The organism is Dickeya sp. Secpp 1600 (assembly GCF_003049805.1).
GTDB classification, from domain to species: domain Bacteria; phylum Pseudomonadota; class Gammaproteobacteria; order Enterobacterales; family Enterobacteriaceae; genus Dickeya; species Dickeya fangzhongdai.
Genome location: NZ_CP023484.1, coordinates 2,176,497 through 2,192,391 on the forward strand (window position 1 = coordinate 2,176,497; position 15,895 = coordinate 2,192,391).

The window sequence follows — 15,895 nt, forward strand, 5'->3', positions numbered from 1 at the left end:
TCAGCACAAGGATCGCGTAGTATCAGCATGAGCCGGTCTTCGACCGGCTTTCTGTTTTTCTTCCATTGGTTATCAGGAGTCATGCGGATAATGATTCAGTTAGAAAATATCTGCGTAGAATTTCCTCAGGGAAAAGGCGCGGGCGCGCGGGCGGTGGATGACGTCAGCCTGCACATTCGTCAGGGAGAGGTCTACGGGATTGTCGGGGCCAGCGGGGCGGGAAAGAGTACGCTGCTGCGCACCATTAATCTGCTGCAACGCCCGGTTTCGGGTCAGGTACGGGTCAATGGCGTGCAGGTCAGCGACCTGAGCGGCCAGGCGCTGCGGACCGAGCGTCAGAAAATTGGCATGATTTTTCAGCATTTCAATTTGATGCAGACGCGCACCGTAGCGCAGAACGTGGCATTCAGCCTGCGCGCCGCCGGTAAACCGACACCGATTATCGATCAGCGGGTTCCGGAAATTCTGGCGCTGGTTGGGCTGGCGGATAAAGCCGGCGCCTATCCGTCGCAGTTGAGCGGCGGTCAAAAACAGCGTGTGGGCATCGCCCGCGCCATCGCCAATCACCCGGAAGTGCTGCTGTGCGATGAGCCGACGTCGGCACTGGATCTGGAAACGTCAGCGGCGATTCTGGATTTGCTGAAAGAGATCAATCAGAAGCTGGGCATCACCATTGTGTTGATCTCCCACGAAATGAGCGTGATCAAGGCGATCTGCGACCGGGTGGCGGTGATGACCGGCGGTCGTGTGGTGGAAGAGGGCGATGTGTTCGATATTTTCGCCACGCCGCGACATGCCTTTACCCGGCAACTGGTGTCGCACACCCTCAATCTGGAACTGCCGGCGCGCCTGAAGGAAGAGTTGCGCGGCACGTTGCTGAAAATCCTGTTCATCGGCGAGTCGGCAGAGCAACCGGTGTTGTCGGATGTGGCGACCCGCTATGGCGTATCGGTCAATATCCTGCACGGCAAAATCGAGTATATCGGTCATCGGGCGTTAGGCATTCTGGTCGCGCTACTGACCCATCCCAGTGACGATCGGGTTGTGGCGGACGCGGTGAAACACATTCAACAACGCACGGCTCAGGTGGAGGTGCTGCATGGCTGAGTTGCTGGCCGATCTGTTCAATGCCTTTGGCGAAACCTTCCAGATGGTAGGCATTTCGACGCTGTTTGCGTTGCTGGGCGGGTTGCCGCTTGGGTTCCTAATCTATGTAACCGACCGTCATCTGTTCTGGGAAAATCGGTTTCTCTATCTGTTCGGTACTGTGCTGGTGAATATCATCCGTTCGATTCCGTTCGTCATTTTGCTGGTATTGCTGCTGCCGTTGACCCAGTTCCTGCTGGGGAACACCATCGGCCCGGTAGCGGCGGCGGTGCCGATGTCGGTGGCGGCGATCGCGTTCTATGCGCGTCTGGTCGACAGCGCTCTGCGTGACGTGGATCCGGGGATTGTGGAAGCGGCGGAAGCGTTTGGCGCCAGTCCGTTGCGCATCATCTGCACGGTACTGCTGCCCGAGGCGCGCGCCGGGTTGCTGCGAGGGTTGACCATTACGCTGGTCAGTCTGATCGGTTACTCCGCGATGGCCGGGATTGTCGGCGGCGGCGGTGTGGGCGACCTGGCGATTCGCTTCGGCTATTACCGCTACGAAACCCAGGTGATGGTGATTACCGTGATTGCACTGGTTATTCTGGTTCAGATCGTGCAAACGTTGGGTGACTGGTTGGCAAAACGCGCTGACAAGCGCGAACGTCGCCGATAATTAAATATTATTTGATAATCTACTTAGTGACCAGGCCGCTGATATTGGTTCAGCGGCCTGGCGAATAAGTGTTTTGTTATGCGAAAAACGATATTATTCTTTCCGCTACCTGTTTTGCGGCTTTCCTGTTTTCGAGGTCAAGGAAGTGACCTGCCTCAGGAATCGTACTGAATTCGCAGATCCTGATATATTTTTCCATTTTCTTGATATCGTCGGCGGTGGTGTACTCGTCATTTTCACCATTCAGAAAAAGTACCTCAGCGTTAATATCTTTGAACATTTCTATATAATGCTCTTCCTTGAGCGTGAGAACCTGGTCGATATGGAAATTGACCTGCTGGAATGCAAATTCGCTCATGGAGGAGATATGTTTCAGATTAATATGTTTCAATAAAGGCGGCAGGAATTTACCTACTTCATTATTGAGCAGTTCTGCCGCGTTTTCGAATTCCTTCGAGTGAATATATTGCCTGGCGCGTTGGATATAATCTCGCATTTTATCGTTAAGATGCGCTGAAAATGACGCGATCACGGCTTTCTTGATCTGCTTGGGCTTGTTTGACAAGGCAAGCATTGAAGACAGGCCGCCCCAGGAAATCGACAGGATATGGTCCGGTTCAAGCGTGTCGATGAGATGAAGCAGGATATTGACTTCATCGCTTTTGGTTATGACTCTATCCAGCGTGTTGTGCGGCAGGGATTCACCAATAAACGGCAAATCAAAAAGAATTATATTAAACCTGCTGGACAGGTTTTTTACGGTATTTTTGAATGCTGCGGTTGTCGATAGTGCTCCGTTAACCATAATAATGGTTTCATGTGCAGGATCGGAAATATGCTTTTCAACATATATTTTCCATGAGTCATATGTGACAATGCATTTTTCTATGGACATGATAAATTCCCTTTTGTTTGCCCGGCCAAGGCATGGCGCTATCGTTAGAACATTTTTATTTGTGAGATTTAACCGAATTAATAATTCTCCCTCTGAAAAAAGACCGAAGGAAAACCGTTTCTATCCTTGTTGTTAATATATTGACATCGTTAATTTATCACATTATTTGGGATGAGATAAATGCCACTTAATTTATTCGCAGCATTAAGCTTTCTAAAAAGAAATAACATATTAAAAATGTCGACCTAAGCGGTATGCAAAGATGATTTGGTAAAAAATTTTAATGATTTCGACAGATGTGTGGGCGAGGGCGTGCTGTGGTGGCGTAAACAAGGGGATTATCGCCTGTTGGTAGTGAATCTGACTGTGTGCTCGGGCGGATTCTGCTGATTTTTTATTTTCTTTGACGAACTTTACAGAGTGAACGATTTTATTCTCAGGTATGCCGGGCTACCTTAGTACGGGTTAGACTGGGTAAACCGATTGATCCTCTTCACTTTTAACAATTTATGGGCAGCGCGCATGAAGATAGTGACACCTCTCATTTCCTGGGGACGCGTAGTCGTGGTGGCCGCCACGGTGCTGATGACGGTTTCGCCGGTACTTCGGGCTGAGCAGATGCCGCCTCCGCCGCAAATTGAGGCCAAAGCCTTTATTCTGATCGATTACGCCAGCGGGCGGGTGCTGGCGGAGTCGAATGCCGATGTCAGGTTGGATCCCGCCAGCCTGACTAAAATCATGTCCAGCTATGTGATTGGTCAGGCCATCAAGGTGGGGAAGATCACGCCGGAAGATAAAGTCACCGTTGGGAAAGATGCCTGGGCTACCGGTAATCCGGTGCTGCGCGGGTCGTCGTTGATGTTCCTTAAGCCGGGTGACCAGATTCCGGTGTCCGATCTTAATAAAGGCATGGTGATTCAGTCCGGCAACGATGCCAGTATCGCGCTGGCTGATTATGTTGCCGGCAGCCAGGATGCCTTCGTCAGCCTGATGAACCAGTACGCCGCCACACTCGGGCTGGCGAATACCCATTTTCTCACGGTACATGGTCTGGATACGTCTGGGCAGTACAGCACCGCCCGCGACATGGCGCGCCTGACTCAGGCGTTGATCCGCGATGTACCGGGCGAATACGCGCTACACAGCGAAAAAGAATTTACGTTCAATAATATCCGCCAGCCAAACCGCAACCGCCTGCTGTGGAACAGCAATCTGCGCGTGGATGGCGTGAAAACCGGCTATACCGGCGGGGCGGGTCACAGTCTGGTGGCGTCCGCCGTCGATGGCGACATGCGGCTGATTTCGGTCGTGCTGGGCGCGCCGTCGGACGCGGTGCGCTTTCGGGAGAGTGAAAAACTGCTGACCTGGGGGTTCCGCTTCTTTGAAACCGTGACGCCGGTGCGCAGCGATACGCCATTTACCACGTCGCGGGTGTGGTTCGGCACCGAAAAACAGGCCAGACTGAGCGTCGCGCAGGATGCCGCGCTGACCGTGCCGAAAGGGCAAATGAAAAACCTGAAGGCCAGTTTCACGCTGGCGCAGCCGCAGTTGCAGGCGCCGTTGAAGAAAGGTCAGGTGGTCGGAACCATTGATTTTCAGCTGGATGGCAACAGTGTCGGCCAGCGTCCATTGGTGGTGATGGAGGATATACCGGAAGCCGGCTTCTTCAGCCGCCTGTGGGATAGGGTGCTGATGACGCTGTCCGGCTGGTTTGGCGGGGTATTCGGTTAACCGGCCTGAAATTGCGAGCAGATGGCCCAGCCGGGTCATCTGCCGTGAGTAAGGTCGTCAGTCTCAGGGCGTCAGCAATCGAATGCTGTTGGCTTTGAGATAGTGTATGCAGTCAGCGTCCGGCGTGCGGTTGGTAATGACCGTGTCAAATAAGGTCAGCGCGCCGATGCGCGCGGGCTTGCGTTTGCCGAATTTGCTGCCGTCCGCCACCAGAATCACGCGCTGGGATAACGCCATGGCGCGATGTTTCATCGCCAGTTCGGCGAAGTTAAAACAGGTGGCGCCTGCTTCCTGATCGATTCCCCCCGCTGAGATGAACGCTTTGGTCGGGCAGATCTGATCCAGTTCATGCTGACGCCCCAGCGGAGTAAAAATGGCGTTGTCAGGATGAAACTCCCCACCGCACAGGATCACCCGGCCGTTCGGTTTGCCTTGCAGTGCCAGAAACGTATTGAGCGAATAGCAAATGCCGGTAAACGGCAGGTCATCCGGAATGGCGGCAATGATGAAAGGGATGGTGGTGCCGCAGTCAAAAAACACGGTATCGTTTGGTTCGATGCAGGCGGCGGCCAGCTCGCCCACGATGCTTTTTTCCACCACATGCTTGGTCTGCTGATCGGAGACAAAATAGCTGGTGGCGCCGTTGGCTTTCAGATCACAAACCACGTAGCCGCCCAGCAGCACTACCGACGCCTCCGGCTGGGCGTTCAGGTCGCGTCGAACTGTCATCTCAGAGACGCCGAGCAGTTGCGCCGCATCCTTCAGGTGCAGTTTATCGGCCTTTTTTAAAGCCTGAGCCAGTTTGTTGAGCCGTGCTGCGCGACGCGTTTCCATGTTTTTCCTCGATAATGCCGGTCAGACGTGCTCCGATGCAGAATCTTCACCATGCACTACGCCATCCTTCATGACAAATGCCTGAATCGGGATACGTGATTAAGGATGAAAGTGAAATGCACCGGGGATGGTTAACCGCAGGCAATGTGCGCTGACTGCTCAGCAGATGGGGCATTAATATAACCTTCATGAAAGGTGGGGCGCAAATCCATCATGAAAATGTTATAACGCACCGGACCTTATTAGATCGGCTAATTAACGTAAATAAACCAATGGGTAATTCGCGTGACGCCGGCAGATAACATCGGGGGCTAAACCATAAAAAAGAAAATGCCCGTCGCTCTTGAACCTAACCGGCGTGAACGACGGGCTCCTCAATTCAGGGATATCAAAGAAAAGCAGTGGCATTTATTCAGACTTTACCTCTGGAAAAAAGTTCTGCGTAATTCGAAAAAAATTGACGTTGATTTACAAAGTGACTCAGCCGGGCAGTTGCGGCCAGATAATCACAATCAACGACCCGGCCAGCGTCAGCAATACGTTGGCGATGGCATAGGTACCGGCGTAGCCCAACGCCGGGATATTGCTGCGGGCGGCGTCACTGATGATCTCCATCGCCGGGGCGCAGGTGCGCGCGCCCATAATGGCGCCGAACAGCAGCGCCCGGTTCATGCGCAGCACATAGGCGCCAAACAGAAAACAGATCACCACCGGCAACAGGCTGACGATCAGCCCGGATAGCACCATCTGAATGCCGATGTCGCCGAAGCTGTGGTTGATGGTGCTGCCGGCGCTGAGTCCGACGCCGGCCATGAAGACCATCAGGCCGAACTCTTTTACCATATTCAGCGCGCCCTGCGGGATGTAACCGAACGTCGGGTGGTTGGCGCGCAGAAAACCGAGCATGATGCCGGAAAACAGCAAGCCTGCCGCGTTGCCGATGCCGAAGGAGAAATTGCGGAACTGGAAGGTGATTAGCCCCACCATGATGCCGATGATGAAAAAGGCGCAGAAGGCCAGCAAGTCGGTGACCTGGCTGTGAATGGAAATAAACCCGATGCGGTCAGCGATGCTTTTCACCCGACGGGCATCGCCGCTGACCTGCAAAACGTCCCCTTTGTTCAGCACCACGGCGTCGTCGATCGGCATTTCAATCTGGCTGCGGACGATGCGGTTGAGGAAACAACCGTGGTCGGTGAGTTTCAACTGGCTCAGGCGCTTGCCCACGGCGTTGTGGTTTTTCACCACGATTTCCTCGGTCACGATCCGCATATCCAGCAGGTCGCGCTCAAACACTTCCTTGCCGTCGCGGAAATTGGGGTTGAGGCGGGCGTGAGCGTCCGGATACCCCACCAGCGCGATTTCATCGCCTAATTGCAGTACGGCGTCGCCATCCGGCGTCGCCAGAATGCCATTGCGACGGATGCGCTCAATGTAGCAACCGGTCTGACGATAAATGCCCAATTCGCGCAGGTTTTTGCCGTCAGCCCAGGCCACCAGCTCCGGCCCGACCCGGTAGGCGCGAATGATCGGCAGGTAGATCTTGCGCTGACTGTCGGCGTCCAACCCACGTTCGCGGGCAATCTGCTGGGCGCTGGTCGGCAGGTCCTGATGTTGCAGTTTGGGCAGGTAACGGGCACCGAAAATCAGGCTGACCAGACCGATCAGGTAGGTCAGCGCGTAGCCCAGACTCAGTTGCTCCTGCGTCATCGCTAACTGCGGCCCGAGGCTGATGGTGTTGCGCAGCGTATCCCCGGCGCCCACCAGCACCGGCGTCGATGTCATCGCCCCCGCCAGCATGCCGGCGGTCAGGCCGATTCCCCAGCCGAATACCTTGCCCAGCACCAGCGCGATCAGCAATGCGCTGCTGACCATGACCAGTGCCAGCATCAGGTAATTTTTGCCGTCGCGAAAAAAAATCGAGAAGAAGTTGGGGCCGGCTTCCACGCCGACGCAGAAAATAAACAGCATAAAACCGAGGTTGAGCGCGTCGGTGTTGATGGCGAAATGCTGCTGCCCGAGCAACAGCGAAACCACCAGAACGCCAATGGAATTGCCGAGTTGAACCGAACCGAGCCGCAATTTTCCCAGACAAAGACCTAAACAGAGAACCACGAACAGCAGCAGAATGTAATTCCCGTTTAACAAATCAGCGACGTTTATATTCATGGAATGTAACTTGTTGTTTACTGGTAAATTATTGATATAAAAAATAATTTAGACTAAATTTACCCCATTGCAGGGGTTCCGGCCATGTCTGGACGACAACATGATGATAAGGAAGGCTTGGCTCCGTTATTCATTATCCGGCAATGCCCCGAAACAGCGGCGGCACCGTCTGGTATGGCAACGCCATTTTAGTGATTTCTCCAGCGGACAACCAGCTGATGATGCTGATAAATCATCTCATCGCTGGCTTTTCGTCCCATCAGGGATACCTGCCGCGGCATGATTGCTGTGGGCGACGATCGTCGCTCGTCATGCGCGGCTTTAGTCTATTTCGGGGAGGCTCACATGACAGGCAACAACAGAGGTTGGTTGGGCGTGGTCAGTTGTTTTGTCTTGTTTACGCTGGTGTTTCTAAGTCAGAAAATGCGAATTGTCGGCACGTCGCTGGAAGACGGTTTCCGGGGCGACCCCGGAATGTTGCTGTTTTTGCTGCCGGGGATGGTATCGAGCTATCTGTCGCGCAACCGGCGATTACATTATCCCCTGATGGGGGCGTTGGTGGCGATGCCGATCTGCCTGCTGGTGCTGCAACTGTGGCAGTTTTCCAGCCTGTCGTTCTGGCAGGAGCTGGCTTATGTCAGCAGTGCGGTATTCTGGTGCCTGATGGGAGGGCTGGTGTTCCTGTTTTTGCGAGCGGTCAGCCGACACTATTTCCACTAAAGCTGTTTCAGTCGGAGAGGTTTTCGTCAGTGGTTCGTTGCCCAACGCCATAGATAGCTGTGAGGCAACGTGCTCATCTCGTATGGCAGAAAAACAAAAAGGCGCCGCTGGCGCCTTTTTTTGCCGGTAACCGGGATTACTGGAGCAGGTTTTCTCTGGCGTAGGCTTCGAAGTCGGTGCAGCCGCCAATGTGTTTTTCATCCAGGAAAATCTGCGGGACGGTTTCCACCGGTTTACCTACCGTTTTGGACAAGTCGGCCTTGGTGATGCCTTCCGCGTGAATGTCGACGTAACGGTAATTGAAATCGTCACGCTCTTCGGTCAGTTTCTCAGCCAGCTCTTTGGCGCGAACACAATAAGGACAGCCGGGGCGACCGAAAATAACAGCGTACATGTGAACTCCTTACGTTCTAATTTTGTCTGGGTTTCCCTGTAATCAGGGAGATACCCAGGTTGTAAACGGTTTCTAGTCAACCGCGTTACTATTTAGTGTAGCCAACTGCGTTACTATGCCTGCAATCAGGGTCGATCTGAAGTAGTCATTGCCTGTCATAACGATTAGCGTCATCTATTGCAACCGTGTGCGACGCCAGATATAGCCTAAAATCGCCGGTGGCATTGGTCTGTCTGACGGTCTGACATATACTTGCCACTTAATACCGAAAGGTAGGTTGCATCCAGGTTGTTCCTGTTCATGATGCGTGACGGCTGCGGCGAACCAGCCTCAGCTTGTCGGCGCGAAATCAGTGCAGGACGCCGCTGAATGGTCGTTTTATCAACAGAACGGCGACGCCGGATGGCAGCACGCCGGGTACCGCGCTTGTCTGCCTGTGTTTCGCGCCGGAAAGCGCAGCCGGCGTTGTGTCATCTCAACATTGTGTTTCAGGGATATTCAACGTGACGCCAACCATTTCACTGTTACGCCAGCACCGCTCCATCCGATCGTTTACCGACCAGTCGCTCAGCGATGAGCAGCGCAATGCCATCATCGCCGCTGCACAGAGTGCGTCCACCTCCAGTTTCCTGCAATGCAGTTCGATTATTCGCATTACCGATCCCACATTACGCTCGCATCTGGTGCATCTGACCGGCGAACAGCCCTGGGTCGGACAGGCGGCGGAGTTCTGGGTGTTCTGCGCCGATTTTCATCGTCATCAGCAGATTTATCCGCAAGCTGAATTGGGGCTGGCGGAACAGTTGTTGCTCGGCTGCGTCGATACCGCGCTGATGGGGCAGAATGCGCTGGTGGCGGCCGAATCGCTGGGATTGGGCGGCGTCTTCATTGGCGGCGTGCGCAACCAGATCGCCGAAGTAACCCGGTTGCTGGCGTTGCCGCAACAGGTATTGCCGCTGTTTGGGCTGTGTCTGGGGTATCCGGCCGCGCAGCCTGATCTCAAACCGCGTTTGCCGGCGGCGCTGGTGGTGCATGAGAACCGCTATCAGCCGCTGGATCACGCCGTGCTGGCGGAATATGACCAGCATATCGTCGAGTATTATCGCCACCGCGACAGCAATCAGCGTATGGAAAGCTGGAGCGACCAAATCCGACGCACCCTGAGCAAGGAACGTCGTCCGTTCATGCTGGACTACCTGCGACAGCAGGGCTGGGCCACCCGATAGCACCGGAGCGCTATGAAAATCGCCATTCTGTCGCAGGACGGTTCTCTCTATTCCTGCAAGCGGCTATGCGAAGCGGCGGAGGAGCGGCAGCACAGCATTGAGGTGATCAATCCGTTGTCGTGCTATATGAACATTAACTCGGCCGCGCCGTCCGTTCATTATCGGGGGCGCCAACTGGACCATTATGACGCGGTGATTCCGCGTATCGGCGCAGCGATTACCTTTTACGGTACGGCCGTGTTGCGCCAGTTTGAGATGCTGGGCAGCGTCGTACTGAATAACGCCATGTCGGTGATTCGCGCCCGCGACAAACTGCATTCGCTGCAATTGCTGGCCCGTCAGGGCATCGATTTGCCGATTACCGGCTTTGCGCACTCGCCGGACGATACCGCCGACCTGATCAAGATGGTCGGCGGCGCGCCGTTGGTGGTGAAACTGGTGGAGGGCACGCAGGGAATCGGGGTGGTGCTGGCGGAAACCCATCAGGCGGCGGAAAGCGTCATTGATGCCTTTCGTGGCCTCAACGCCCACATTCTGGTACAGGAATATGTCCGTGAAGCTCATGGCAAGGATATTCGCTGTCTGGTGGTCGGCGAACGGGTAGTGGCGGCGATCGAACGACAGGCCAAACCGGGTGATTTTCGCTCCAACCTGCATCGGGGCGGGTCAGCCAGCCGGGTGCGGATTACGCCGCAGGAGCGCGCAATTGCGGTCAAGGCCGCAAAAACATTAGGACTCAATGTGGCGGGTGTTGATATACTGCGGTCGGCGCGCGGGCCTCTGGTCATGGAGGTCAACGCTTCGCCCGGGCTGGAAGGGATTGAAACCGCCACCGGGCTGGATATCGCAGGGATGATGATCGAATACATTGAACACCATCACCGTGCGACATCCCGTTCAGTCAGGGCAGGGTGAATGCCCGGCGCGGACGCAGTCTTTTGGGCGCGCCGTCGTGGTCAGTCAGCGAGGATTGGCCCTCTATTCCTGGGTTAGGCATTGCGTAGGTCAGGGTTTTTTATCATCCATGAAATATGAGGCGGTCAGATGGATTCAATCATCGTCCCTGATTTGAATTTGCTTCGGCGGTGGCTGGATCAACTGGGCATCATTTACTTCGAGTGCGACTCCTGCCAGGCCTTGCATCTGCCGCACATGCAGAATTTTGACGGCGTGTTCGACGCCAAGGTCGATATGGCCGACAGCGTCATCCTGTTCTCCGCGCTGGCGGAAGTGAAACCGACCGCCTTGATTCCGCTGGTGGGCAATCTAAGCCAGATCAACGCCAGTTCATTAACCGCCAAGGCGTTTCTCGATATTCAGGACGACAACCTGCCTAAATTGATCGTCTGCCAGACATTCAGCGCCGGCGCCGGCATCACGCTGGAACAGTTCCGCCATTTCATGCAGCAGGCTGAGGAGCAGATCTCCATGGTGATCATGGAAGCCAGCGCCAATAATCTGCTGTTTTTGGGAGATGAGGAAGAGAGCCCTGCTGAGCGTTTTAATACCTCAAGCCTGCACTGATCGCGTTATGTATCAATAGCCGACCATCAGCTTTTCTTATTTTTGCGAACCGCATTTAATGCGGTTTTTTACTGTCTAAGCCAGATGTTTTTCTGCGTTTATCGTTTCAGGACGCAGCACATAGATAAATTGTGAATAAATAATCGATAAAACCTGTTTTTTGTGTTCCGGTATGGTACGGGCGTAACAGTGCGGTTATGCTTTATTTCTGTATGGTTCAGGTAATAACGTCGCGGTTGGTTGTGTGTTAACGATGAAAAAAGCGGGTGCATAGCCATTCATCGCGCCGTCATTCTGAGCCCGGAGAAACAAAGAGCGGTGTTGTTTCCGGGCACCGTACATTCACCCCCCTATATTTACCCCCTGGTATGGAGGAAGGAACGGATGTTCACCCAACGTAAAAAATGGCTTTCGGGTGTTTTAGCCGGCTTAATGATGGCCGCGTCCGTCACCGCATCTGCGGAAGAGAAAACGCTGCACGTCTATAACTGGTCTGATTATATCGCGCCGGACACGCTGGAGAATTTCCAGAAAGAGAGCGGTATTAAAGTAGTGTATGACGTGTTTGACTCCAACGAAGTGCTGGAAGGCAAACTGATGGCCGGCAGCACGGGGTTCGACCTGGTGGTGCCTTCCGCCAGCTTCCTGGGGCGCCAGATCAGTGCCGGTGTCTTCCAGCCGCTGGATAAGAGCAAGCTGCCGAACTACAAAAATCTTGATCCCGAGCTGATGAAGCTGATCGAGGAACACGATCCGGGCCATAAATATGCGGTGCCGTATCTGTGGGCCACCACCGGTATTGGCTACAACGTGGATAAGGTAAAAGCGGTACTGGGTAAAGATGCGCCGGTCAACAGCTGGGATCTGGTGCTGAAACCGGAAAACCTGGAAAAGCTGAAGAGCTGCGGCGTTTCCTTCCTCGACGCGCCGGCTGAAATTTATGCCACGGTGCTCAACTACCAGGGCAAAAACCCGAACAGCACCAATGAGTCCGATTACACCAAAGACGCGACCGACCTGCTGTTGAAACTGCGTCCGAGCGTGCGTTATTTCCACTCGTCCCAGTACATCAACGATCTGGCGAATGGCGATATTTGCGTGGCTATCGGCTGGGCCGGCGACGTCATGCAGGCGGCCAACCGGGCGAAAGAAGCGAAAAACGGCGTGAACATCAGCTACAGCATTCCGAAGGAAGGGGCGCTGGCGTTCTTTGACGTGTTCGCGATTCCGAAAGACGCCAAAAACCTGGATTCAGCCTATCAGTTCCTCAACTATCTGCTGAAACCGGAAGTGATTGCCAACGTCAGTAACCATGTGTATTACGCCAACCCTAACAAGGAAGCGACCGCGCTGGTGAAAGACGACGTGCGTAACAACCCGAACATTTATCCGCCTGCGGATATTCGTGCCAAGCTGTTTACGCTCAAGGTACAGTCACCGAAAATCGATCGCGTGATTACGCGTTCGTGGACCAAGGTGAAAAGCGGGAAATAACCGCCACCCTTGATTCCACTTCATGCAACAGGCGGCTCAACCCCGCCTGTTTGTGCTATTTGTATTTGTGTCGCAGTCATGTGGCTGCGACTTTGTTCTGCTTCTGCCGGAGAGCAATATTAAGTGAACGAAGCGATTCCCCGCCCCCAGCCCAAACCTCAGAAAGCGGCCACGCCGTTGCTGGAAGTGCGCAACCTGACGAAATCCTATGACGGCCAGTTCGCGGTTGATGATGTCAGCCTGACCATCTATAAAGGCGAGATTTTTGCCCTGCTGGGCGCCTCGGGGTGTGGTAAATCCACGCTGCTGCGTATGCTGGCGGGTTTTGAACAGCCTACCCAGGGGCAGATTGTGCTGGACGGGCAGGACCTGTCTCTGGTGCCGCCTTACCAGCGCCCGATCAATATGATGTTTCAGTCTTACGCGCTGTTCCCGCACATGACGGTGGAGAAGAATATCGCTTTTGGCCTGAAACAGGACAAGCTGTCGCGCGGCGAAATCAAAGATCGCGTGGAAGAGATGCTGACGCTGGTGCACATGCAGGAATTTGCCGGACGCAAACCGCATCAGCTTTCCGGCGGGCAGCGTCAACGCGTGGCGCTGGCGCGCAGTCTGGCCAAGCGTCCCAAACTGCTGCTGCTGGACGAACCGATGGGCGCGCTGGATAAAAAACTGCGTGACCGTATGCAACTGGAAGTGGTCGACATTCTGGAGCGGGTAGGGGTGACCTGCGTGATGGTGACGCACGATCAGGAAGAAGCCATGACCATGGCGGGCCGTATCGCCATCATGAACCGCGGTAAATTCGTGCAGATTGGCGAGCCGGAAGAGATCTACGAAAACCCGAACAGCCGATTTAGCGCCGAGTTCATCGGGTCGGTCAATATGTTCGAAGGATTGCTGAAAGAGCGCCAGGACGATGCGCTGATTGTGCAGAGTCCGGGGCTGGTGCATCCGCTGAAGGTCAACTCCGATGTCTCGGTGGTGGACGGCGTGCCGGTGTACATCGCGCTGCGTCCGGAAAAAATCATGCTGTGCGACGAGGTGCCGGCCGACGGCTGCAACTTCGCCGTGGGCGAAGTGGTGCACATCGCTTATCTGGGCGATCTCTCTATTTACCATGTCCGGCTGAACAGCAGTCAGATCATCAGCGCCCAGTTGCAAAACGCCGACCGGTTCCGCAAAGGCTCGCCGACCTGGGGGGATGAAGTCCGCCTGTGTTGGGATGCGGACAGCTGTGTGGTGTTGACGGTATAACGGGGGAAGACGCAATGGCGATGTTATCTGAACAACATGAACCGCCGGGCCAGCCGATGAGCCCGTTGCGCGCCACGCTGGCGCGGCTGCGTCTGGCGCATGGCCGCAAGCTGGTGATCGCGCTGCCGTATCTGTGGTTATTGTGCCTGTTTATGCTGCCGTTCCTGATCGTATTCAAGATCAGCTTCGCGGAAATGGCGCGTACCGTACCGCCTTATACCGATCTGCTGGAGTGGGCGGAGAACCGGCTGCAAATCAGCCTGAATATCGGCAACTACCTGCAACTGCTGTCCGACCCGTTGTATATCGACGCTTACCTGCAGTCGCTGAAAGTGGCGGCGATTTCCACCTTGTGCTGTCTGGTGGTGGGGTATCCGATGGCCTGGGCGGTGGCGCACAGCAAGTCGTCTACCCGCAACATTCTGTTGCTGCTGGTGATCCTGCCGTCATGGACGTCGTTCCTGATCCGCGTGTACGCCTGGATGGGCATTCTGAAAGACAACGGTATCCTGAATAATTTCCTGCTCTGGCTGGGCGTTATCGATCAGCCGCTGGTGATTCTGCATACCAATCTGGCGGTGTATATCGGCGTGGTCTATTCCTATTTGCCGTTCATGGTGCTGCCGATTTATACCGCGCTGACCCGCCTCGATTATTCGCTGGTGGAAGCGTCGCTGGATTTGGGCGCGCGCCCGGTAAGAACCTTCTTCAGCGTTATTGTGCCGCTCACTAAAGGCGGCATCATCGCCGGGTCGATGCTGGTGTTTATTCCCACCGTCGGCGAGTACGTGATTCCTGAGCTGCTGGGTGGGCCGGATAGCATCATGATCGGTCGTATCCTGTGGCAGGAATTCTTCAATAACCGCGACTGGCCGGTGGCGTCGGCGGTGGCGATGGTAATGCTGTTCCTGCTGATTGTTCCGATCATCTGGTTCCATAAACATCAGAATAAAGCCGCGGAGGATCAGGCATGAACAATTTACCGGTCGTGCGTTCGCCGTGGCGGACACTGATTCTGGTGCTGGGATATAGCTTCCTGTATGCGCCGATGCTGATGCTGGTGGTTTATTCCTTCAACAGTTCCCGCCTGGTGACGGTGTGGGCCGGCTGGTCCACGCAGTGGTACAGCGCGCTGTTCGAGGATTCAGCCATGATCAGCGCGGTGGCGCTCAGTCTGACCATCGCGGCGGCGTCGGCCACGATGGCGGTGGTGCTGGGAACGCTGGCGGCGGTGGTGATGGTGCGTTTCGGCAATTTCCGCGGATCCAACGGCTTCGCATTTATGCTGACCGCGCCGCTGGTGATGCCGGACGTGATCACCGGGCTGTCGCTGCTGCTGCTGTTTGTGTCGCTGGCGCAGGCCATCGGTTGGCCGGCCGAGCGCGGCATGCTGACCATCTGGCTGGCGCACGTCACCTTCTGCTCGGCGTATGTCACCGTGGTCATCAGCGCCCGCCTGCGCGAACTGGATCACTCGATTGAAGAAGCCGCGATGGATCTGGGCGCGACACCGCTGAAAGTGTTCTTCATCATTACCGTGCCGATGATAGCACCCGCGCTGGTTTCCGGCTGGCTGCTGGCCTTTACGCTGTCGCTGGATGATCTGGTGATTGCCAGCTTTGTCTCCGGTCCCGGTGCCACCACCTTGCCAATGCTGGTCTTTTCCAGCGTAAGAATGGGCGTTAACCCGCAGATTAACGCACTGGCATCCCTGATATTGTTGGTGGTAGGCATTATCGGTTTGATTGCCTGGTGGTTTATGGCTCGGGCGGAAAAACAGCGCCAGCGCGATTTGCAAAAAGCGAGACGCGGCTGACGGCCACGTCGTTTCCGCCCTGTATTTGCCAATTCTCGCCGCGCCGCCATACTTTCTGGTGGCGCGGTGATTT

The 15,895-nt window shown here is 55.0% G+C and carries 15 protein-coding genes; 11 read left to right on the forward strand and 4 right to left on the reverse strand.

What is annotated here, in order from left to right:
- Positions 1-90 precede the first annotated feature (90 nt).
- Both CPA59_RS09810 and CPA59_RS09815 read left to right on the forward strand, forming a co-directional pair.
- Entirely contained in the window at positions 91-1,107 is a 1,017-nt protein-coding gene (locus tag CPA59_RS09810; RefSeq protein ID WP_049853882.1) for a methionine ABC transporter ATP-binding protein, read from the forward strand.
- Positions 1,100-1,762: a methionine ABC transporter permease gene (locus CPA59_RS09815; RefSeq protein WP_038659430.1), complete on the forward strand. Its 663-nt coding sequence runs from the start codon at positions 1,100-1,102 to the stop codon at positions 1,760-1,762. Before CPA59_RS09810 ends, CPA59_RS09815 begins: the two co-directional genes overlap by 8 nt.
- 76 nt (positions 1,763-1,838) lie before the next feature.
- Here CPA59_RS09815 and CPA59_RS09820 read toward each other — a convergent pair whose 3' ends face one another.
- Positions 1,839-2,657: an alpha/beta fold hydrolase gene (locus CPA59_RS09820; RefSeq protein ID WP_038918833.1), complete on the reverse strand. Its 819-nt coding sequence runs from the start codon at positions 2,655-2,657 to the stop codon at positions 1,839-1,841.
- Between the two features lie 522 nt (positions 2,658-3,179).
- Here CPA59_RS09820 and CPA59_RS09825 point away from each other — a divergent pair.
- A complete protein-coding gene (locus CPA59_RS09825) occupies positions 3,180-4,388 on the forward strand; it encodes a serine hydrolase (RefSeq protein ID WP_038918834.1) in 1,209 nt (402 codons plus the stop codon).
- Positions 4,389-4,451: 63 nt separating this feature from the next.
- On the opposite strand, the gene deoR is transcribed toward CPA59_RS09825, so the two are convergent.
- Complete coding sequence (deoR, locus tag CPA59_RS09830; RefSeq protein WP_049853884.1) at positions 4,452-5,222, reverse strand: DNA-binding transcriptional repressor DeoR; 771 nt, start codon at positions 5,220-5,222, stop codon at positions 4,452-4,454.
- Positions 5,223-5,702: 480 nt separating this feature from the next.
- The gene (locus CPA59_RS09835) at positions 5,703-7,391 is read right to left on the reverse strand and encodes an aspartate:alanine antiporter (protein WP_100849437.1); all 1,689 of its coding nucleotides are present in this window, start codon (positions 7,389-7,391) and stop codon (positions 5,703-5,705) included.
- A gap of 345 nt (positions 7,392-7,736) precedes the next feature.
- Between CPA59_RS09835 and CPA59_RS09845 the strand changes: the two genes are divergently transcribed.
- Positions 7,737-8,111: an inner membrane protein YbjM gene (locus CPA59_RS09845; RefSeq protein WP_038920938.1), complete on the forward strand. Its 375-nt coding sequence runs from the start codon at positions 7,737-7,739 to the stop codon at positions 8,109-8,111.
- A 136-nt stretch (positions 8,112-8,247) separates the two neighbouring features.
- On the opposite strand, the gene CPA59_RS09850 is transcribed toward CPA59_RS09845, so the two are convergent.
- Complete coding sequence (locus CPA59_RS09850; RefSeq protein WP_107759192.1) at positions 8,248-8,505, reverse strand: GrxA family glutaredoxin; 258 nt, start codon at positions 8,503-8,505, stop codon at positions 8,248-8,250.
- A 503-nt stretch (positions 8,506-9,008) separates the two neighbouring features.
- Between CPA59_RS09850 and nfsA the strand changes: the two genes are divergently transcribed.
- The 7 genes from nfsA to potI all read left to right on the forward strand — a co-directional run bounded on the left by nfsA (position 9,009) and on the right by potI (position 15,822).
- The gene (gene nfsA / locus CPA59_RS09855; protein WP_107759194.1) at positions 9,009-9,731 is read left to right on the forward strand and encodes an oxygen-insensitive NADPH nitroreductase; all 723 of its coding nucleotides are present in this window, start codon (positions 9,009-9,011) and stop codon (positions 9,729-9,731) included.
- A gap of 12 nt (positions 9,732-9,743) precedes the next feature.
- Entirely contained in the window at positions 9,744-10,646 is a 903-nt protein-coding gene (rimK, locus tag CPA59_RS09860) for a 30S ribosomal protein S6--L-glutamate ligase (protein WP_038918838.1), read from the forward strand.
- Positions 10,647-10,775: 129 nt separating this feature from the next.
- Positions 10,776-11,255, forward strand: coding sequence for a YbjN domain-containing protein (locus CPA59_RS09865; protein WP_033568365.1), 480 nt, complete (start codon positions 10,776-10,778; stop codon positions 11,253-11,255).
- A gap of 384 nt (positions 11,256-11,639) precedes the next feature.
- The gene (gene potF, locus CPA59_RS09870) at positions 11,640-12,749 is read left to right on the forward strand and encodes a spermidine/putrescine ABC transporter substrate-binding protein PotF (RefSeq protein ID WP_038918839.1); all 1,110 of its coding nucleotides are present in this window, start codon (positions 11,640-11,642) and stop codon (positions 12,747-12,749) included.
- 123 nt (positions 12,750-12,872) lie between these two features.
- Positions 12,873-14,006: a putrescine ABC transporter ATP-binding subunit PotG gene (gene potG / locus CPA59_RS09875; RefSeq protein WP_038918840.1), complete on the forward strand. Its 1,134-nt coding sequence runs from the start codon at positions 12,873-12,875 to the stop codon at positions 14,004-14,006.
- Positions 14,007-14,020: 14 nt separating this feature from the next.
- Positions 14,021-14,980 (forward strand): putrescine ABC transporter permease PotH, encoded by a 960-nt coding sequence (gene potH / locus CPA59_RS09880; RefSeq protein ID WP_049853885.1) that lies wholly within the window; start codon positions 14,021-14,023, stop codon positions 14,978-14,980.
- Positions 14,977-15,822, forward strand: a complete 846-nt coding sequence (potI, locus tag CPA59_RS09885) for a putrescine ABC transporter permease PotI (protein ID WP_038918842.1) — start codon at positions 14,977-14,979, stop codon at positions 15,820-15,822. The genes potH and potI overlap by 4 nt, the downstream gene beginning before the upstream one ends.
- Positions 15,823-15,895: the final 73 nt, after the last annotated feature.